Origin of the sequence: Adhaeribacter aerolatus (assembly GCF_007991635.1) — a bacterium.
GTDB lineage: Bacteria > Bacteroidota > Bacteroidia > Cytophagales > Hymenobacteraceae > Adhaeribacter > Adhaeribacter aerolatus.
This window is the reverse complement of record NZ_BJYS01000022.1, coordinates 42,669-63,550: the sequence shown is the minus strand read 5'-3', so window position 1 is coordinate 63,550 and position 20,882 is coordinate 42,669. Positions and strand designations below refer to the sequence as shown.

The following is a 20,882-nucleotide window of genomic DNA, read 5'->3' as shown; positions in this document are numbered from 1 at the left end:
TTAAGAGATATGCAAATTTGGCAAATATTACCCTATATTCCGCATTACTTACCCGAGTTGTTTAAAAGAATATTATGGCTGCTCAATATTCTTTTAAACACCCCAAGGCTGTAATATTAGCGGATAATGCGGGAGTCGTTTTCGTTTTCGCCGGTTTCTACGCGGGGCGTTTGGCCGCCGCGCAAAATAGAGTTGCCAGAGAATTTTAAGCTTTGGTCAATCGGGCTGGCTGCCAGCCAGTCGCTTTCCTGCATCTGCCCACTCTGGCCAAATGCGGCCAACGCATTCTGGTAGGTTACCATGCGCACCGATTCTTCCGAAATACCGCGTTCCAGCATCAGCTCGGCTGTTTTAGGAACGGCCAGCGGATCGCTGATGCCCCAATCGGCGGCACTGTTAATCATGATGCGCTCGTGGCCGTACTGGCGGACGATCTCGGTCATGCGCTCGTTGCCCATTTTGGTGTGGGGGTAAATGGTAAAAGCCGCCCAGAATCCCCGGTCGAGCACGTCTTTAACGGTTTCTTCGTTGTTGTGGTCTACAATAACCATGGCCGGGTCTAAGCCGTGTTCCAGTGCTACTTCCATGCTGCGCAGCGTACCTTTGCGTTTGTCGCGGTGCGGCGTATGAATTTGTACCGGCAGGTTTACTTCTTTAGCCAGGTCGAGTTGCAGGCGGTAATATTTATCTTCTGCGGGGGTTTGGTCGTCGTATCCGATTTCGCCTACGCCAACTACACCTTCTTTTAGCACGAACAACGGCAATAATTCCATTACCTCTTCGGCCAATGGTTCGTTGTTTGCCTCTTTGGAGTTCAGGCCTATGGTGCAATAATGTTTAATGCCAAACTGGCTCGCCCGGAATCGTTCGAAACCAATTAAATGGCTGTAATAATCTTTGAAAGTACCGGCTTCGGTGCGGGGCTGGCCCATCCAGAAAGCCGGTTCAATCATGGCCACAATACCGGCTTTACGCATGGCTTCGTAATCGTCGGTGGTGCGGGAGGTCATGTGTACGTGGGGATCTATAAACAACATAGCTATATACTTTTTAAATAAATTTTACTTTAAATTAATCCGGACCGAATATGATTTTTGGTTATTACGCATGATAAGCGCTTTCGCCGATGGTTTGCCAGGTAATATTTCCGGCCTGGATTGCTGCCGTCAGATTTGGTTGTTTGGCTAATAATTCCCGCGCCTCCGGCAAATTGCTCTCGGATAAAGCCAAAGCGGCGGCTTGGTGCTGTATTTCTTCCGGGCTTTGCAGCAATTTTTCGATGTTTTTAATATTTTCCGGGCTGAGGAATGGGCCCACCAAACGCCATAATTCGGGGGTGAGGGTGCGGCCGGCCGCCCAACGCTCGTGGGCATAATCAATGGCGATTTGCGCCAGTGCTTCGTTCCGCCGGTTATCCAGTCCGTAAATCTGGTACAGCGGCCGCACATTAAACACCGATTTTACAACTAACTGGTTCCAGGCTTCCTGTGGCAAATAATCGTGCGGGTAAGGATTATGCAAAGCAATGGCATCAAAAACCTGGGTCATGGTGGTGCGCACGCCTTCGGCGGCCCGTTTTACGTGGTGCTCCGGGTAAGGCAGCAGGGGCAGACTGGCGTACAAAGTGGCTAATTCGTTTAAATCGGCGGTACTGAAAACTCTGTTCAGGGTGGCCACATACGCTTCGGGCGTTTCGTGCGGAATAGCCAGCACCAGCAATGTCCGGGCAACCTGGTCGGCGGTCCAACTGGCAGGGTTAAAACCGGGACGCAGGGTTTCGGCTTCCAGTAAATCCGCTTCGGTTAGATTCAGTTTTTTTTTACCGGTAAAGCGGGACGCTACACTAAAGGCCAGGTAAAATTCTTTTTCGGCTTTGAGGTTATTTAATTGGTTTTGCAGCCAGGTAACGCCCGGCGCTGGTATCTGAGGCAGGAGTATTCTTAATAAATATTCACTTATAGGGGCGGTTGGCATCTTTTAAGTAAGAATAATTTAGGTTCAATAATCTTTTTTGCTGAAGAAAATACACCTGTAGCCTAAACTCTTGCAGCAGATTTCTTCAAGAAAACCGGCAAGCTAATAAATAGCTAGAACTGGCATCTCTTCAATACAAATATAGCTGCCTATAACAAAGCAGCTATATTAAAAAAGGCAAAGATGATAAGGATCATTAAAATAGATATTGGCTTTTACGGCTTAATGGCCGGCCAATCTGTTAGGGAACAAAAATGAGCTTTTATTTAATCGGCGAGTAATCGGTTGGTAGCATGTACACCGATTCTACCTTGGTGGTAAGCGAGCCGCCGCCTTTTACTTCGGAAGCTTTACGGGCTTCTACCCAAACCGGATCGGCCCGGAAAGCGGCAAAAGATGCTTCGCCGGCTGCTTTGTCTTTATGAGCCAGGATGTAAATCAGCATGTCCTTTTTTGTTTCTTTATCCCGATCGGTAGGGCGCCAGTAGCCAATATTGGTCATGCCGTGTTTTTCGAATAATTTAACCGTATGATTCCGGAAGCGCTCGTGCAGATTTTCGATATTACCGGGAGTGGCGGTATAGGTGCGCAGTTCGAAAGTACGGGGCGGGCTTTTCTTTTCGATTTGGACAGCCGGTGAATAATCGGTGAGTTCGAGGTAATAGGTCTCAACCTTGGCTACTATTTTGCCGTTGGCCTCCGAGGCTTTGGCAACGGCCTGCCATTCGGGGTCGGCGCTAAAATTTTTCCACGATGCATCGCGGGCTTGGCGGCTTGGGTAAGCTAAAATGTAAACAATTTTGTTTTCCGGATTATCAATTGGCATCCAGTAACCCACATTTACCATCCCGTGTTTGGCAAAAATACGCGTCGTATTATTCCGGAAGCGGGCATTCAGGTCGTCTAGTTTGCCGGGAGCAGCGTAGTAAATACGCATCTCGTAAAACGGATTTTCCGACAACGCAGCCGAAGTAACCGCGCCAGCGCCGGTGCTGGAGCTGGTATTGGCGCTACCGCTGGCATTTGTTTGGGAGTTGCTGGTAGTTGTAGTGGAGCTTGTTTTACAACCCAGCAGCAGCGAGCTTAAGAACAAGAAAGAAAAGAAAAAATTTTTCATGAACAGTAATTATTGGTTAAGGTGGATGTGATTGGGTTTATTTGTTGGGCGTTAAATATAAGAGGTATATTTTAAAGTAAATCTAAAAATTAGTATAGTCTATAAACAAAATGGTTCAAACTTTTTAGAGCGCTACTATTAAGCCGGTAGAATTTTAAAATCAGGTTAACAGGTAATGAGCAATACCGGCAGCCGCTACCTGGATGGTTAAATTATCGAGGCCATGGTTGCTGATGGCCTCTACCGCCGCGCCACCCATGCCGCAGGCCAAAGCTGTACCAATAGCAGTCGGCACCGGGTAGCCGGCCAGGTAGAGGCCGGCAAAAGCCACGCCGGTACTTACGAGTACCACGGCGGCCGAACCCTCCAGGCTTCTTTGGGCCGGCACCCCCATTAACGACGGCACGGCATAGCGGTGTTTGCCCCAGCGGGTACCAACCGGTTCGCCTACGGCATCGCCCCAGCCGCCTACCAGATACCCGATATAGGAAAACTGCGGAAAAAATAAGTTAATCAGCACCCCACCCAAAGCAGTGGTAAATAGCGGAATAAGTACAAACAACGTGCGGTGAGGACGATCAGTTTGGCGGGCCATGGCTTCGTAAAAAACAAATCCTTCGCCGGCTACTACGGCAGCCAGTACAAAAATACTGACAATTGCCCCAAACAAAACCACCAAAGAAAGGCCAAACCGAAACTGAAAAATACTAGCCGTGGTAAATATTAAAAAGTGGAATATTTTGCGCGTATAAGGTGTTTTTACCTGCCGGAACTTCTTCAGGTAGCAAACCAATAGCGCTACTAACAGCACGTAAATAAAAATGAAAGGGCTTAAAAGTAAGATCTCGGCCTTACTGGGAATAGCTCTAGCTAAAAAATCTTCAATTATACCCAATTTGCGGCAGCAGTAGCTTCTTTTAATGGTTAATATATAATATTTATTATATTAATAAATGAGTGTAGGTATCGGTTTAAAATAAACTTATATCTTTACCAACCAGCGGTTATACGGTAGTTTTAATTAGAAGTAGATTTAAGTATATAGTTAAGTTTTTCTTTTGTTCAGCTACGTGGTTCCAGGTATTATTGGGTGTTCCAGATGTTCAAAACAAGAGGCGATATCCTGCTGAAATCAGGCAAAATAGCAATACCAGAAACGAAATTAGACAAACAATCAACTGGAATATACCTGATAATACTAATTTTAGGAATTTTTATACTAAAAAAAGACGATTATTGAATATATAAATTAACTTTATTCTTGAAATAATTTGACCAGCTATGGTAAATAGCCTCAGAACGCAGCTTATTCTAATGAAATCATATTAGTATGCTTAAAATTTTACCCGGTACTTTTAAAGTTTATTTATTCCTAAGTTTCTTTACTCTACTATCCTTCTTTCATTCTACGCCGGTTTATTCGCAGAATTCTTCTAGCAAAGGAACCGATTTTTGGGTGGCTTATACCGGGCATATCGATAACGTATTGTCGCGTATGTTTTTATACCTGACGGCCGAGGAAGCTACCACGGCCAGCATTACCATTGGCGGCGGAGCGCCCCAGCAGGTAAATGTGGCGGCGAACACCGTTACAGTGGTGCCCATTGATGGTAACCGGGCTTATGTGGGTAGCTCGGAGGTAGTGGAGCGGAAAGGTATTCGGGTAACTGCCGAAAAAGATATTGTGGTTTATTCTCATATTTTCCGGATGGCCCGTTCGGCGGCTACGCTGGTGTTGCCTGCGGCCACCCTGGGCCGTGAATATTATACCCTTAATTTCGAACAGTCGGTACCCTTGTTAAACGATCCCAATCGTTTTTCGGAGTTTACTATTGTGGCCATCGAAGATAATACTACCATTCAGATTACCCCCACCCAGCAGACCCGCGGTAACCGGCAAGCCAATAAGCCATTTAAAGTTACCCTAAATACCGGCGAAGTGTACCAGGTGCAATCTACCATAGACCTGACCGGGAGCCATATTACCACCAATGTACCCGAAAACGTTACCTGTAAAAAAGTAGCCGTTTTCTCGGGCAGTACCTGGACGGCTTTTGGTTGTGTGGGCGCCAGTGGGGGCGATAACCTGTACCAGCAGCTTTATCCGCTAAGTTCCTGGGGCCAGAATTTTGTAACGGCCCCGCTTTATAACCGTCATTTTGAAGTTTACCGGATATTAGTAGGCGAAGATAATACTACTGTTCGCGTAAATGGCTCTACCACCAGTGCCAACGGAGCGCCACTCCTGAACCCCTACCGGAAAGGATCTATTATCGAATTTCAGAGTAACAAAGCCAATATTATTAATGCCGATAAAGGTATTTCGGTAGCGCAGTACCAGATTGCCCAAACCTGCGACCCGCGTAATGGACCGGATATAAATAACCCTACCATTCCCGGCGACCCCGATATGGTTATTTTAAACCCGGTAGAACAAACCGTTACCAGTACCACGCTTTACTCGGCGCTGCAGAACCAAACCAATCCGCCTACCCGCATTACCGAACATTACATTAACGTGGTTATGAAAACAGCCGATGTGGGCTCTTTCCGGATTGATGGTAAGCGGCCAACGGGCACTTTTGTGGCCATACCAAATTCGGATTATTCTTTTTTACAGGAAGATGTAACGGCTTCCTCGCAGAGCCAGCCCACGCACAACCTGGTCGCCGGTGCCGGTTTTAATGCTGTGGCTTATGGCTTTGGCCCCGTTGAATCGTACGCGTACTCGGCGGGCGCCAACGTAATAGACCTGACCAAAAGAATTATTCCGAACACGACCACCGGTACCGAAACCGGGTGCGCGGGGTTAGCCCTGAATTTTACCGGTAATTTCCCTTACCGGCCTATTCGAATATTATGGGATTATGGCGACGGTACGCCTGTGTACGAGGAAAAAGATTTAAATAGTATAGAGCAGATTTCAGAAAACCTTTTTGCTATAAAATCGCCGGAGCACATTTATCCGAATCCGGGTAAATACAAAGTGAAGTTAATTGTTACCCGCTCCAACGACATAGATTGCGATGCGCAAGACGAAATTACTTACGACTTTACCGTTAACCCAAACCCGGTAGCAGCCTTTACCTTTACTACGCCCTGCTACCTCGATGCGACCGTTTTTACCGATACTTCAGAGCCCAAGACCGGCAATACTTTAAAAAGCTGGAGCTGGGATTTTGGCGATCCGGCATCGGGTGCGAATAATACCTCGGCCGATAAAAGTCCGCAGCATTTATTTTCAGCACCGGGCAAATACCGGGTAAAACTTGCCATTACCAACGTGGGTGGCTGTACGGATACTACTTCGCAAAAAGTAATTATTTATCCGAAACCCAAAGCAATATTTAGTTTAACCTCCGTCTGCGAAGGTGCGGTAGCAACTTTTACGGAGAGCAGCACGATTCCGGAAGGGAATATTACCGCCTGGCAATGGAGTTTTGGCGATGGCGGTACGTCTGCGGCTCAGAACCCCTCGCATACCTACCAGCAGGCGGGCCGGTACCGGGTGCGCTTAACCGTAACTTCTAACCAAACCTGTACCGATACACTGTCGCAGGTTATTACCATTTTTCCAAAGCCTAAAGTTGCCTTTACCCTGCCCGATATTTGCGTGAACGACGCCGCACTTTTTACGAATACGTCGGCTGTACCAGGAGGCGGCAGCATGACTTATCAATGGGATTTCGGGGATGGCGGCACTTCTACGGACCAAAACCCAACCCACAAATATACCGCTGCCGGCCTTTATAAAGTAAAACTGGTGGTTACGTCGGCCAGCGGCTGCCAGGAAAGCCTTACCAGCGATGTTACCATTAATTCAGCGGTGCCCAAACCCGATTTTACTTCCCAGAATTATTGCCAGAAAGACGGAGTTAAATTTACCGATACCTCTACCATTCCTTTTGGTAAAATATTAAGCTGGCAGTGGGATTTTGGTGATGGCGCTACTTCTACCGAACAAAATCCTACGCACGTGTATGCCCGGGCCGGCGCTTATACGGTTAAACTAACTGTGGCTTCCGGTATTTCGTGTCAGGAAGTCATCAGCAAGAATATTACCATATTTGCCAGCCCGACCGCGGCTTTTACCACTGCAAATGTCTGCGTGGGCGAACCTATTGTATTGACAGAGGCTTCGACTAACGACGGGGGCAGCATTACGGCTTATACCTGGGATTTTGGCGATGGCAATACTGCTACCGGGCGGCAGCCTGCTTATACGTACCGCACGCCGGGTACCTACAACATAAAGCTAACCGTAGCCGGAGCTAATAATTGCAGCGACCAGATTACCCGGCAAATAGTAGTTAGCCCCAAACCGGTGGCCACCTTTAACACGGGCAACCTGTGCGAGAAAGAGGCCATTACTTTTACCGATGCTTCTACCGTGAGCAGTGGCAGCATTAATACATGGCGCTGGGAGTTTGGCGATGGCACCACCGCCAGTCAGCAAAGCCCTAATCATTCTTACAATGCCGCCGGTACTTATACCGTAAAACTGACCGTTATAACGGCCGCTGGTTGCCAGGATGTAATTTCTAAAACTTTAACCATTGCCGTAAGACCCCAGGCCGCTGCCGGACCCGATCAAATTAATTTATGCGGGGTAACCACTACCACCTTAGCCGCCACCGTGCCGCAGGTGGGTACCGGCCGCTGGAGCATTGTGAGTGGTACGGGCGGCAGTATTAGCAATGTAAGCCAAACCAATACTACTTTTTCGGGTCGGCCCGAGGAGTTGTATACCCTGCGCTGGACGGTGAGCAATGCCCCTTGCGCCGAAGTAACCGATGAAGTGCAGGTTAAATTTAATTCTATTCCGACGGTAGCCGCCGGGCCAGATGTGGAAATTATCGAAGGCCAGTCTTATACCATGAAAGGTACCGGCCAGGGTAATTTGTCCTGGTCGCCGGTTACCGGCCTGAACAACGCCAACACAGGTAATGCTGTGGTAACGCCGCTCGAAACCACGGTTTACCGCATAACCGCCACCACCGAGGCCGGCTGCACCAGTTTCGATGAGATGAAAGTAACCGTATTGCCCAAGTTAAAAGTACCCAATGCTTTTTCGCCGAACGATGACGGCACCAACGATACGTGGGTAATTGGCGGGATAGAGGAGTACCAGCGCGCCACTATTCAGGTGTTCGACCGGTGGGGCAGCCAGGTTTATGAAGGCAGCTACAATAAACGCTGGGATGGTATGCGCAACGGCAAATCCTTACCCATGGCTACCTATTATTATATTATTAACCCCAACAACGGCCATAAACCAGTGGTGGGCAATGTTTCCATAGTTAAATAAGGAGGAGCGGTTGTGAAAAAGCTTTACTTACTGTTTTTAATTTCTTTAAGCTTCGTTCCGGTAACCTGGGCCCAACAAAAGCCGCAGTACAGCCAATATATGCTCAACGGCTACCTGGTAAATCCGGCTTTGGCGGGCATCGAAAATTATACCGATTTAAAAATGAGCTACCGCAACCAATGGTCGGGATTGGCAGGAGCGCCTTCTTCTTTTTACCTGTCGGTGCACGGGCCTTTACGCAAAGACGATCGGAGCAGCTCTATTATTTCGTTACCGGCGCGGGGCAAAAGCAATATCATTAACAAGCTGCGCTACAAAGAAGAAAACGATTTTAAATTTCTGAAACCGCACCAGGGTTTGGGCGGCATGATCATTTCGGATAAGATGGGGCCGAACAAACGGCTGAGTGCGGCAGTATCGTACGCGTATCATTTGCCGGTGATGAATCGCCGGATGAAACTATCGACGGGCATTACCGCCGGCCTTACCCGCTACAGCCTGAATATTACGGAGCTGGATTTTGGCCCGCAGGCCGACCCGGTTATTAGCCAGTACGAAAATGCCCGCCTGCTGCCCGAGATTAGTTTGGGCACCACTCTGTACGGCAGTCATTTTTTTGTAGGCGCCTCGGTGGCCCAGTTGTTTCAGAATGCACTCGACCTGAGCGGCATGAACGAAGGGGTACAGCAACGGTTCTCGAATCATTATTTTTTATCGGGCGGTTACGAAATCCGGCTGGGCCGCGAATTAGCTTTAATGCCTTCGGTGCTGGTAAAATACGTACAACCCAGCCCGGTTTCGGTTGATTTTAACCTGAAAGCATCCTACCTGCGGCGGTTGTGGGGCGGCGTATCGTACCGGCACCAGAATGCGGTGGCCGCTTTGGCCGGTTTTAATTTAAATGCTGTTCTAAATGTGGGTTACGCCTACGAAATGGCCACTTCTAACCTGAATAATTATACCCACGGCAGCCACGAACTCATGATTGGGTTTGTAATGGGCAATACTTACCGGATTAAATCACCGATGTATTACCGTTGGTAGTTTTTGAACCGGTTAGTAAAGTAATATGCCGGAGTGGCTGATGGGGAAGGGCAGGATGAATATTTTTAGAGTTTTGTTAATCTTTTTATGCACCGGTTTGCTGTTTTTCAGCTTACCCGGAATAGCCTGGGCCCAGGGCAAAGCATTATCGGTGCCCAACCTTAATTCGGAATACGATGAGTTGATGCCCGTAATAGCGCCCGATGGCAAAACTTTGTATTTTGTCCGGACCAGCCATCCTGAAAACACCGGTGGCGAAAAGGCCGGGCAGGATATCTGGTTTAGCCAAAAAATTGAAGATGAATGGCAACCACCGGAAAATCCGGGGGCGCCCCTGAACAATATTTACAACAATGCCATTAGCAGCCTGAGCCCCGATGGAAAAGGAAACTGGTTAAATAATGTATACCTGGCCCGTAATCGCATGGCCCCCGGCTTATCGTTGGCGACCAGAACCAGTGCCGGGTGGTCTAAACCCGAAGCTATTACCATCCAAAATTTTACGCCCGAAGGTGGCTTTTTAAATTGTTTCCAGGCCAACGACAGTATTCTGTTTTTATCTGCGCAAACCGATACTACCCAAATGGAAGATATATTTATTTGCCGGCGGGTCGGGGAGAAAGAATGGTCGGCACCCGAACGAATAAAAAAGAATATTAACACCACTGGTTTTGAAATTGCGCCGGTGCTGGCGCCCGATGGCAGAACCTTGTATTTTACCAGCAATGGCCACGGCGGTTTAGGCGATGCCGATATCTTCATGAGCCGCCGGCTGGATAATACCTGGCTCAACTGGTCGGAGCCGGTGAATCTGGGCGCAGCGGTAAATACGGCGGGCTTCGATGGTTATTTTACATTAGATGCAACCAGCGGCCTGGCTTATTTTACCCGGGAGAATCAGGAAGGCAACACCGATATTTATTTTATAAGGCTGGACGATATTAAACCTACTGACAATATTACGGCGGAACTTCCACAAGCAGCCGAACCATTAACAGAAACAAAAGGGGCAGCGGAGATCAGCGTAAGTAAACCCATGCTGCCCATGTTGGTTTACTTCGAAGTAAATTCAGCCGAATTAAATGCGCCCGCCCAAAAAACTATACAGAACCTTGTAACGCAACTAAAGGATTCCAGCGGTTCGGTAATAATCCGGGGACATGCGGATGATACGGGTACTGAAACCAAGAATAAAATTTTATCGGAGAAAAGAGCGCAGGCGGTAGCTAATTATTTAAAATTATTTTACTCGCCGGCAGCATTCATAAAGATAGAAGGGTTTGGCAGTAGTCAGCCCCTGATGCCTAATCAATCGGCCGAGAACCGGGCGAGAAACCGGCGGGTAGAAATCAGGATTGAATAAAATTCTGAAAGGCCAGTACCAGCCCTCCGCCCCGCTATTTAACGGGTATATTTAAAGGGGAATTGGATATTCCTGAAATAATATCAGCGCCGGGCAGTACGGGTATGGTCATGTCTACTTTTCGGTTTATATCTATCCGCCGAATGCCAATGAACGGGAAGCGGCAATAAGCTTCTACGCGGGCTTCTAACTTTTCCCCTTCGGCCACCTGGCGCTTAACCAGTTCCCGGGCTTTTCCATGCGCCACCGTAACCGGAACAATAAGCCGCTGCAGGTTGCCACTTTTAGATGCGGGGGTAAATTTCTGGTGGCCCTTCGCTAAACTCTGATTATACAATAAAAAGTTGTAAGCCAGGCTATCTACAAAAACCGGCAGAATACGGGAGGTAACGTGCAGTTCTACATCCATAAAGGCCGTAGAATCGTTAATGACGGCGTTGGTAACGGTTACGTATTTAACTTCCGGCGTCACGTAAGCTATTATTTTTTCGCGCGGGATTAGCAGCAAAGCAGCCACCCCGGCCAGCAGTAATATTGCCAGCACGACACCTATTACTTTTAATGCTTTTTTCATTAGTCAGCTTAATTTTTCTTTTTGGTTATACGTAGGGATAAAAAGGGGTTTAATTACTTTGAATGCTAAGCAGATAAAACTATTTGGCATAAACCCGCTGACGCTGGTTTTATTTTATTTCCGGCCGCAGTAATTGCACCTTGGCCGAGTGCAGGAACTGGTTACCAGCCGAAGTAGCCCTTTTATCGACAGTCTGAAGCGTTATGGAATATCTCATTTTTGCAGAAAACAATATTCAAATTTATTACGACCAGCAAGAAGCGTGGCTGTATGTAAACTGGTTAGGATTTCAGACAACTACTTCGGTAATGGCCGGCTGCGAAAAAATACTGACATACTTAAAAGAATACAAGTGCAGCAAAGTACTGAACGATAATTCGTTGGTAGACGGTATTTGGTCGGGAGCAGCCCGCTGGGGCGCCGACAACTGGTTTCCGCGGATGCGCGACGCTGGCTTAGAATGGTTTGCTTGGGTGTATTCGCCCAGCAAACTAAGCCAATTATCTACAAATAAAACGCTGAGCTTAATGGAGCCGGATTATATCAAAACCTTTTATGATTTAGAGGAAGCCCGCATCTGGCTCCGGACGAGATAAACAATTGCGTGTGGGCGTTTTATCTGGCTGGTTTTATCTGGATGTTCAGAAATATAATTAAGTATAAAAACGGATAATCCGGAACGTAACTGCGTTGTTTACGTATGCGAAACAAACTTATTTATAATGCCAGTACTTTTATTTAGTGAATCTTTTATACAGATTAGTTACAACGCAGAAGAAAATTGGGTTTATGCTAATTGGATCGGTTTCCAGACGGTGAAATCGGTGAAAGAAGGTTGCGAACAAATATTACAGGCTTTAATTGATGAATCCTGCCACAAAGTTTTAAACGATAATACCCACGTAGAAGGCATCTGGTCGGGCGCAGCCGCGTGGGTAGGGACCGAGTGGTTTCCGCGCCTGAGCAACGCCGGAATAAAGTGTTTTGCCTGGGTATATTCGCCCAGTACTTTTAGCCAGTTATCGACCGACAAAGTCCTGAACCACACCAAAGAGAGCTTTGTGCGGGTTTTTTATAATATAGAAGAAGCCAAAACTTGGCTGCGTTCCTAAAGGTATTTCCCTGTTTTACCCACCAGTAAGTTCTTCTTGATTTTATTAGGCCACCGGAGCCATTCGCCGGAAAACAGTTCAGCCTCAGACTAACGCATTTTCCCGGAAAACGGATTCGATAAGCTCTTATTTTAATATTTCTTCTATCTTTTGTTTCGTTCAGTTAACGCCATAAAGTTAATGCAGCATCGCTTCAAAAATGGCTTTGGCTTTCTCTACCGAATTAACATTATCGAATATTACCTGTAGCTTGTCTTTGCTTTCTTTCAGGCGCGAAGTGCGGGAATGCTGTTGCACGTATTTTAATATTTTGCCAAAGGTTTCGCCCTGGAAATACCGGTCGTTGTTTTCGGCCGGCAAATAGCCCCGCATAATTTCCTTCTTTATCGATAGTTTTTCGAATCCTAACTTCTGAGCTTCCCAGCGGAGTTTTACAATATCAATCAATTGCACCACTTCCGGTGGCAAAGGTCCGAACCTATCGGTAATGCTGCTCTGGATTTTCTCTAAGCTTTCTTTGTCCTTTACACTGTCGAGTTTGCTGTACAGGTTTAAACGTTCCGAAATATTGCTCACGTAGGTATCCGGAATTAATATTTCCATATCGGTCTCGATGGAACATTCGCGCACCTGGTCTACCAAATCTTTTAAGTCAGGGCCTTTCAGGAATAAATCGCGGAATTCGGTTTCTTTCAGTTCCTTCACCGCATCATCTAATATTTGGTGGTACATTTCAAAACCGAGGTCATTGATAAAGCCGCTTTGCTCACCGCCCAATAAATTACCGGCACCTCTAATATCTAAATCCCGCATGGCCACTTTAAAGCCATCGCCCAAATCCGAGAACTCTTCTAAAGTACTCAGGCGCTTGCGGGCATCCGATGGCAAACCCGATACCGGCGGCGTCAGCAGCAGGCAATAAGCTTTTTTATTCGAGCGGCCTACGCGGCCCCGCATCTGGTGCAAATCGGAGAGGCCAAACATATGCGCCCGGTTAATAATAATGGTATTGGCATTCGGAATATCCAAACCCGATTCAATAATATTGGTGGATACTAGCACATCGTATTCGCCTTCCACAAATTTCATCATGCGCTTTTCCAGCTTTTCGCCGTCCATCTGGCCGTGAGCGTAGGTAACGCGGGCGTCGGGTACCAGTTTTAAAATGAGGTTGGCCATTTCTTCAATGTCGCTCACCCGATTGTGCACAAAAAATACCTGGCCGCCGCGCTTCAGTTCCTGCATTACCGCATCCCGGATAATACTCTGGTCAAAAACGTGCAGCTCCGTTTGTACGGGTTGGCGGTTGGGCGGTGGCGTGGCAATTACCGATAAATCGCGGGCACCCATCATCGAGAAGTGCAGCGTACGCGGAATAGGCGTAGCCGTAAGCGTGAGCGAATCGACGTTGACACGCATTTCTTTCAATCGCTCTTTGGTTTTAACGCCAAATTTCTGCTCCTCATCAATAATCATCAAACCCAAGTCTTTAAACTTGACGTCTTTGCTCACGATGCGGTGTGTGCCAATTAATATATCGGTTTTGCCTTCGGCTACGCGCTGTAGGGTTTCTTTTATATCCTTGGCCGTTTTAAAGCGGTTGATAAATTCTACATTCACCGGAAATTTTTCGAGGCGATCACGGAAGGTTTTGTAGTGCTGCATGGCCAGGATGGTAGTGGGCACCAGTACGGCTACCTGCTTGCCGTCGCAGGCAGCTTTAAACGCGGCCCGGATGGCTACTTCGGTTTTACCAAAACCCACGTCGCCGCACACCAGGCGGTCCATGGGGTGCGGTTGCTCCATGTCGGCTTTTACGTCTTCGGTGGCTTTGCCCTGGTCGGGAGTGTCTTCGTAAATAAACGACGATTCCAGTTCGGCCTGCAAAAAGCCGTCGCGGGTGTAGGCGTAGCCGGGCGCACTTTTGCGCTTGGCGTAAAGTTTAATCAGCTCCTCGGCAATATCTTTAACCTTTTTCTTTACGCGCGATTTTTTGTTTTCCCATTCCGGCGAACCCAGTTTGCTCATGGTGGGCGGGGTGCCTTCTTTGCCGGTATATTTGCTGATTTTGTGCAGCGCGTGGATACTCACGTACAGTAAATCGTCGTCGCGGTAAACTAAGCGGATGGCTTCCTGCATGCGGCCGCCTACATCTACTTTTTCGAGGCCCGCAAATCGCCCGATGCCGTAATCGACGTGCGTGACGTAATCGCCGGGGTGCAGGGCCCGCAGTTCTTTTAAAGTTAAGGCCTTGCTCTTTGAGAATTTTTCCTTGGTTTTGTATTTGTAATACCGCTCGAATAATTGGTGATCGGTGTACAACGCTACCTTGGCGTTTTCGTCGATAAAACCTTCGCGCAGCGAAATACCCAAATGCTGGAATTTTACGTCGTGGTCGAGTTCATCGAAAATAGTGGTAAGGCGATCAATCTGGCGCGGTGAATCGGCCGCAATAATATTGACGAGGTTATGCGACTGGTTTTCGTGGAGGTTGCTGACCAGCAAGCCAAAGTCTTTGTTAAAAGAAGGCTGCGGCTTTACTTCAAACTGAATTATTTCCGGGGTTTTAAAATGAAAGCGCTTGCCAAACTCCACCGTTACAAAATTATCGAGCAGCTTCTTAACCGATTTGGCATTTTCGAATAAATCTTCGGGCTTGGAAACTACCTGGGTGCCGCCACTGGTCAGCAATAAATATTCAAAGGCCTGTACGGCTTTATCGAATGATTCGTCGATAACATCAAAGGCCTGCCGCGCATCTTTAAACCAGATTTTGGTATTAGCCGGAATAAATTCCAGGAACGGTTCGCGGGTTTCCTGCAACAGCTTGGTTTGCACGTTGGGCACAATCGAAACCTGCGTTTTGGTTTCCACGGAAAGCTGCGTGTGCGGGTTAAACGTCCGGATACTTTCTATTTCGTCGCCGAATAATTCGATGCGGTAAGGCAGATCGTTGGCGTAAGAAAAAATATCGACAATGCCACCCCGGATAGCAAACTGGCCGGGCTCGTACACAAAATCAGTCCGTTCGAAGTCATACTCGGTTAAAACCTCGTTCAGAAAATTGGTGTCGAGTTTTTCGCCCACTTTGGCCCCAAAGGTATTGGCAACGAGCGATTTTTTATTTATTACTTTCTCGGTGAGGGCTTCGGGGTAGGTTACGATTACCAGGCCGTTGCCGGTTTTGCTGTTCAGCAAATTCAGCACCTCGGCCCGCATCAGAATATTTGCGTTCTCGGTCTCGTCGAAAGAATAAGGGCGCTTGTACGACGACGGAAACAGCAAAGTGTCCTTTTCGCCATCGAACAAGTTCTGTAAATCCGAATGGAAATAAGCGGCTTCTTCTTTGTCGTGGAGTACTACCAGGTGGTGGGTCTCGTCGAGCAGGCCGGCTACGGCCGCCGTTAAAACAGCATCGAGGCTGCCCACCAAACCTTTCAGTTGGATATGAAAAGCAGGAGCGGATTTTAACCGTTCGGCCACGGTATTTACCAGGGCGTCGCGGCGGTAAAGCTCCAGGAAATCTTTAATTTTCAAGGGTATTGGCGTTCGCTAAATAAAATGCAAAGATAAAGCTTTTTGTGCTTTACTACTTACTTTGCCTGCGGGTTATGGGGTAAAATCATTATCGGGTTTATTACGTACAAAACAGCAGTTTATTATGTAAATTAATCTATGTAAAAACTTTTACCAGCTGGTGGGCAGCCCCAACCCGATGAAACAACTTGTTCTGGCGCCGGATAAGCAAAGCTTTAAATCCGCCATCAATACAAAACTGGCATTATTCCTGGATGCTTTCAGGTCGGCTCTGTTCCTGACCGGGATGCTGGTGCTGGTGGGCTTACTGTTAAAATTTACGCACCTGCCCGGCGAGCAAGTGGTGTTTGTAGTGGCCATGAGTTTTCTGGCTTTTTTGTTTTTGCTGCAAACCGGTTTGTCGTTTGTATTTGTGTTTGCGCACGTTAAACTAGCCTTTTTGGGCGCTTTCAGTAGTTTAAGCGTAGCGCTCTCGTGCATGACGCTAGTGTTTGTGTACGAAGACTGGTGGGGCACTTACCTGATGGTGTTGCTGACGGGGCCGTTGCTGTTTATTTCTTTGTTAATTTTAGGAGGGTATTTTTTATCGGGTGAGCACCGGCATACCACCCATCGTAAGTTTATATACATTAATATTTTACTGCCTTACCTTTTTATTTTCCTTTTGTGGTTGGCTTTTATAATTCGGCACGAAGTTCGCGAGAATAGAGAAAGGCGGGTGGTCTGGCAGGCTCCCCTGGGATTTGCCGGTAACCCGGAAAAGTTTACCCGGTATTTTAATTTGTAACTGTGAAAAATATAGCTTTTATTATCGGTGCTGTCGTAATATTATTTTTAGGTTTACCACCGCTAAAATTACAGGCACAAACCAAACCCATGATGCACTCACTTATGCCCACGGCTAAATCGCAAAAGCGGGTGGTACTGGTTTTTGCCGCCACGGCGGCCGATGCCCGCTGGCAACGGCAGCAGGAATTATTATTGCAAGCCAACCAGGAATTAACTGCCCGCGATTTGGTGGTGCTGGGCGTGCTGGGCAACCAGGTAAATACCAGTAGTTCAAAAACAGTAAAGCTGCCCGGCCCCGAGATTTTACGCGAACAATATAATATAAAGCCGGACCAGTTTACGGTAATATTGGTGGGCAAGGACGGCACCGAAAAATACCGGGCCCAGGAAGTAATTAAACCCGGCACTATCTTTAATATTATAGATGCCATGCCCATGCGGCAACAGGAAATGCGCCGGCAGGAACCCTAGTAATTTTACTTAATCAAATCTTTTCGCATCTGGTAATGTTGGATTTCGCCGAATAACAGGTGCGTTTTAGCCACTACCCGGTAACCGGCCCGCTGGTAAAAAGGAACCGCCTGCTCGCGGGCCTGTAAGGTAATGTACTGGGCCCCTTGTTCCCGGGCTTTCTCTTCTACATAAGTTAATATTTTTTTACCTAACCCCTGACCCTGGTATTGCGGATGAATGGCCATAAACCGGATTTGCGCTTCGGCGGGTGTGGGCAGGTGCAGGCGGCAAACGCCAATGGGGTCGTCGGCTTCGTTCAGCATTAAAGCATGGGTGGCGGTGGCATCGTCCGGGGCTATTTCGCTGCCCCGAGGCTGTTGCCAGGGCGCCCGTAATACGTCGTAGCGTAAACGGTAATATTTATCAAAATCGGTTTCGGTAGCGGGGGTAATGATTTTCATACCTGCAAATAAAAATAAATTTACTCCGGCTAAACAATTTACCAGCTTCTATGCCGGGTAAAAAAGCAATCGAAAGATCATTTTTAATCCGTAGCAGAACCCTTCCGGTAGCAGTCCTAACCTTAAAACACCGTATATTTTTAGCCGGCAACCGGTCTCCTTCAATTTTGTGCTCCTAAAATATTAACTTTATGCCGTATTGCACGTGTATACATTTCTTATAAACTAAAGTTTTTAACTCAGTCATATGGCCTCTTTTGATATTGTAAGTAAAGTAGACCCGCAAACGCTGGAAAATGCCATTAATACGGTAAAGAAAGAAATTCAGAACCGTTACGATTTTAAGGATACCAAAGGCGGCGTGGAACTGGATAAGAAAACCAATATTATTCATGTTTCTTCCGAAAACTCCATGCGCGTGGGGCAAATAGAAGATATTATCTTAAGCAAAATGGTAAAACAGGGGCTGGATGCCACGGCCCTGGATTTTTCGGAAGCCGAATATCCGTCGGGACCCATGATTAAAAAAGATATTAAAGTGAAGGCCGGCATTGATAAAGAAAGCTCTAAAAAAATAGTAAAGCTGATTAAAGACAGCAAGCTGAAAGTGCAGGCGGCTATCATGGACGATCAGGTGCGGGTTACCGGCAAAAAAATAGATGACCTGCAAGACGTTATTGCGCTACTCCGGCGGGCAGACCTGGGGCTGCCGCTGCAATACGTAAACATGAAATCTTAGCCTGAAGGCTGCAGATTGATTTGCTTTTATTTTGAAAGTTTAAAATAGTTGTGTTCACGTTAATAAATTTTATTTACATAATTTATCTGTAACCCCCAACAATGATAGAAGCTTTTAATAGCATAGACTGGACCAGCCTGGACCTTTGGATTAGTTTACTAACCCTGACCTTCATGGAAATTGTGCTGGGCATTGATAACATTATATTTATTTCCATTGTGGCGGGTAAATTGCCTGCCTCGGAGCAAGGTCGAGCCCGTACCATTGGGTTAATGCTGGCGCTGGTTTTTCGCATTTTGCTGCTCCTTTCTATCTCCTGGATTGTAAGCTTGAAAGATCCTTTGTTTTCGGTGGTGCTGCCCTGGAACGGCGAAGATTTTGGTGTAACCGGCCGCGATTTGATTTTATTAGGCGGCGGCTTGTTTTTAATTGCTAAAAGTACTACCGAGATTCACCATAAACTGGAAGGCGAAGAAGAGCACACAGGCGCTATAAAAGCACCGCAGAGCCTGGTGAAAGTTATCGTTCAGATCATACTCGTTGATATTGTATTCTCATTCGACTCCATTTTAACGGCGGTAGGCTTAGTAGATAATGTAATTATTATGATTGTCGCGGTTATTATTTCGATGGGTATTATGCTGGCCTTTGCCAAATATATTGCCGATTTTGTGAACAAGCACCCAACCATCAAAATGCTGGCCCTGTCGTTCCTGATTATGATTGGCTTTATGCTGGTCCTGGAATCGTTGCACACGCACGTACCAAAAGGTTATATTTACTTTGCGATGTTCTTCTCGCTGCTGGTAGAAATGCTGAATATGCGCCTGCGTAAGAAAAGTGAGCCTGTACAGTTGCGCGATTCAACGTTGGATTAATATTCGGTCTGCTTAAGAAGCAAATGATGATAAGGAAAACGCCGGTTTAATTTAAACCGGCGTTTTTTATTTTGGAATAATACGCATTTGCATATCTTTTGAAAGATTCCATCTTTCAATGGTCTGGTGCTAACTGGCAGCATCTTCCTAAGTTTGCTCCCGGCCGCGGGGCTCGTTTGGGCAGTTATGTCTTCCTTTCCTCCTGCTTCAGAATGCTGCGCACCGGAATCCCTAAAGGCCCTCATCGCCCAAACTGCTGTCAGTTGCCAGTAGCTACTGCCTCTCCAGCTTTAGAATATTTCTTAATATTTTATAGCTTCTTATAAAGGTGTTTTCAATGTTGTTATGCGTAGAGTTAGCGCAGCGCTCTACGCATTATTAGGAAAACCAATCTCTGATTGGCCTATTGAATAAAACCAACTTATTACTAAAAACTGCTACTGAAGTTAACCAAGTCTTTGCAGCAGATGCAAAAGTTCTTCCAATTAAAAGGTTGGTTATTTTGCCTTATTTTAGAAACGGCATTATTGGCCTGGTATTTATTTAGTAGTAGCTGAAGCTGAATACGCCAATCAGAGATTGGCTGTCCATAAAATGCGTAGAGCGCTGCGCTAACTCTACGCATAACAAGGTGAAAATTGGTAATTCAAACGGCAGTAGCTACGCAGCAAACTACAGCAGTTTGGACAGCAAGGGCCTTCAAAGGTTGTGGTGCTTTAGCATTCCGACGAAGGAGGAAAACAAGCTTAGACAGCCCGAGTGGCCAAACGGGCCCGCCGGCCGGGAGGCTTCTTAGACTTACAAATATAATTAGCACCTCAGCCTTGAAAAATGGAATCTTTCAAAAGGAAGACGATTACTTTTCATTTATTAAATACATATTAAAATCAAATTGGTATCAACAGTAAGCCATTACTTCAACTCTGTTTTACACAAATAATCCCAAACCACTACCCCAACCGTTACCGAAATATTCAACGAATGCTTCGTGCCGAACTGCGGAATCTCTACCACCGTATCTACCAAGGACATCACCTCATCGGCTACCCCAAATACCTCATTCCCAAAAATAAAAGCGTATTTAGCCTCTGGGTCCGGTATAAAGTCCTGTAAAAGGGTAGTGCTTTCGGCCTGTTCCAACGCAATTAAGGTATAGCCATCAGCCTTTAGTTTTAGCGCCAGTTCAGCGGTATCAGCTATGTGCTCCCAGTTCACCGATTCGGTGGCGCCCAGAGCCGTTTTATTTATTTCTTTATTGGGCGGCGTACCGGTTATGCCACAGAGGTATATTTTTTCCACCCGGAACGCATCGCCGGTCCGGAAGGCCGAGCCTACGTTGTGCAAACTGCGCACGTTATCCAGCACCAACACCACCGGTAGCTTGGGTAATCCTTTAAATTCTTCCACTGATACCCGGTTCAGTTCTTCCATTTTAAGCTTGCGCATGGTTCCTGTGTTTAAGCGTGTTCTCTAAAAAATACGGTAAGGGGCTGCAAAATTATACAGATTGGCTGTATCTTGCCTTTATTATTT

At 46.8% G+C, this 20,882-nt stretch carries 17 protein-coding genes; 9 read left to right on the top strand and 8 right to left on the bottom strand.

Features of this window, described 5'->3' with window-relative positions:
* Positions 1-116 precede the first annotated feature (116 nt).
* The 4 genes from AAE02nite_RS15015 to AAE02nite_RS15000 all read right to left on the bottom strand — a co-directional run bounded on the left by AAE02nite_RS15015 (position 117) and on the right by AAE02nite_RS15000 (position 3,902).
* A complete protein-coding gene (locus tag AAE02nite_RS15015) occupies positions 117-1,037 on the bottom strand; it encodes a TatD family hydrolase (RefSeq protein ID WP_146899006.1) in 921 nt (306 codons plus the stop codon).
* 64 nt (positions 1,038-1,101) lie between these two features.
* Positions 1,102-1,974, bottom strand: coding sequence for an EboA domain-containing protein (locus AAE02nite_RS15010; RefSeq protein WP_146899003.1), 873 nt, complete (start codon positions 1,972-1,974; stop codon positions 1,102-1,104).
* Positions 1,975-2,236: 262 nt separating this feature from the next.
* On the bottom strand, positions 2,237-3,091 hold the full coding sequence (locus AAE02nite_RS15005; RefSeq protein WP_146899000.1) for an NIPSNAP family protein: 855 nt from the start codon (positions 3,089-3,091) through the stop codon (positions 2,237-2,239).
* A 160-nt stretch (positions 3,092-3,251) separates the two neighbouring features.
* Positions 3,252-3,902 (bottom strand): diacylglycerol/polyprenol kinase family protein, encoded by a 651-nt coding sequence (locus tag AAE02nite_RS15000; RefSeq protein ID WP_246151067.1) that lies wholly within the window; start codon positions 3,900-3,902, stop codon positions 3,252-3,254.
* Between the two features lie 519 nt (positions 3,903-4,421).
* Here AAE02nite_RS15000 and AAE02nite_RS14995 point away from each other — a divergent pair.
* The 3 genes from AAE02nite_RS14995 to AAE02nite_RS14985 are packed head-to-tail and all read left to right on the top strand — an operon-like array spanning position 4,422 to position 10,806.
* Positions 4,422-8,399: a PKD domain-containing protein gene (locus tag AAE02nite_RS14995; protein WP_146898994.1), complete on the top strand. Its 3,978-nt coding sequence runs from the start codon at positions 4,422-4,424 to the stop codon at positions 8,397-8,399.
* A 12-nt stretch (positions 8,400-8,411) separates the two neighbouring features.
* Positions 8,412-9,443 carry a PorP/SprF family type IX secretion system membrane protein gene (locus AAE02nite_RS14990; RefSeq protein ID WP_146898991.1) on the top strand — a complete coding sequence of 344 codons (1,032 nt, stop codon included), beginning with the start codon at positions 8,412-8,414 and terminating at the stop codon, positions 9,441-9,443.
* Positions 9,444-9,468: 25 nt separating this feature from the next.
* Positions 9,469-10,806 (top strand): OmpA family protein, encoded by a 1,338-nt coding sequence (locus AAE02nite_RS14985; RefSeq protein WP_146898988.1) that lies wholly within the window; start codon positions 9,469-9,471, stop codon positions 10,804-10,806.
* A gap of 34 nt (positions 10,807-10,840) precedes the next feature.
* On the opposite strand, the gene AAE02nite_RS14980 is transcribed toward AAE02nite_RS14985, so the two are convergent.
* Positions 10,841-11,380: an LEA/WHy family protein gene (locus AAE02nite_RS14980; RefSeq protein WP_146898985.1), complete on the bottom strand. Its 540-nt coding sequence runs from the start codon at positions 11,378-11,380 to the stop codon at positions 10,841-10,843.
* Between the two features lie 203 nt (positions 11,381-11,583).
* Between AAE02nite_RS14980 and AAE02nite_RS14975 the strand changes: the two genes are divergently transcribed.
* Both AAE02nite_RS14975 and AAE02nite_RS14970 read left to right on the top strand, forming a co-directional pair.
* Positions 11,584-11,976, top strand: a complete 393-nt coding sequence (locus AAE02nite_RS14975; protein WP_146898982.1) for a hypothetical protein — start codon at positions 11,584-11,586, stop codon at positions 11,974-11,976.
* A gap of 126 nt (positions 11,977-12,102) precedes the next feature.
* Positions 12,103-12,492, top strand: coding sequence for a hypothetical protein (locus AAE02nite_RS14970; RefSeq protein ID WP_146898979.1), 390 nt, complete (start codon positions 12,103-12,105; stop codon positions 12,490-12,492).
* A 177-nt stretch (positions 12,493-12,669) separates the two neighbouring features.
* On the opposite strand, the gene mfd is transcribed toward AAE02nite_RS14970, so the two are convergent.
* The gene (mfd, locus tag AAE02nite_RS14965) at positions 12,670-16,029 is read right to left on the bottom strand and encodes a transcription-repair coupling factor (protein ID WP_146898976.1); all 3,360 of its coding nucleotides are present in this window, start codon (positions 16,027-16,029) and stop codon (positions 12,670-12,672) included.
* Positions 16,030-16,207: 178 nt separating this feature from the next.
* Between mfd and AAE02nite_RS14960 the strand changes: the two genes are divergently transcribed.
* Both AAE02nite_RS14960 and AAE02nite_RS14955 read left to right on the top strand, forming a co-directional pair.
* Positions 16,208-16,816: a hypothetical protein gene (locus tag AAE02nite_RS14960; RefSeq protein WP_146898973.1), complete on the top strand. Its 609-nt coding sequence runs from the start codon at positions 16,208-16,210 to the stop codon at positions 16,814-16,816.
* Positions 16,817-16,818: 2 nt separating this feature from the next.
* Positions 16,819-17,289 carry a DUF4174 domain-containing protein gene (locus AAE02nite_RS14955; protein ID WP_146898970.1) on the top strand — a complete coding sequence of 157 codons (471 nt, stop codon included), beginning with the start codon at positions 16,819-16,821 and terminating at the stop codon, positions 17,287-17,289.
* A 5-nt stretch (positions 17,290-17,294) separates the two neighbouring features.
* Here AAE02nite_RS14955 and AAE02nite_RS14950 read toward each other — a convergent pair whose 3' ends face one another.
* Positions 17,295-17,732, bottom strand: coding sequence for a GNAT family N-acetyltransferase (locus AAE02nite_RS14950; RefSeq protein ID WP_146898967.1), 438 nt, complete (start codon positions 17,730-17,732; stop codon positions 17,295-17,297).
* A gap of 247 nt (positions 17,733-17,979) precedes the next feature.
* On the opposite strand from AAE02nite_RS14950, the gene AAE02nite_RS14945 reads away from it, so the two are divergent.
* Entirely contained in the window at positions 17,980-18,471 is a 492-nt protein-coding gene (locus tag AAE02nite_RS14945) for a YajQ family cyclic di-GMP-binding protein (protein ID WP_146898965.1), read from the top strand.
* A 101-nt stretch (positions 18,472-18,572) separates the two neighbouring features.
* Positions 18,573-19,349: a TerC family protein gene (locus AAE02nite_RS14940; RefSeq protein ID WP_146898962.1), complete on the top strand. Its 777-nt coding sequence runs from the start codon at positions 18,573-18,575 to the stop codon at positions 19,347-19,349.
* Positions 19,350-20,261: 912 nt separating this feature from the next.
* Here the strand turns inward: AAE02nite_RS14940 and AAE02nite_RS14935 are convergent.
* A complete protein-coding gene (locus AAE02nite_RS14935) occupies positions 20,262-20,795 on the bottom strand; it encodes an RNA methyltransferase (RefSeq protein WP_146898958.1) in 534 nt (177 codons plus the stop codon).
* Positions 20,796-20,882: the final 87 nt, after the last annotated feature.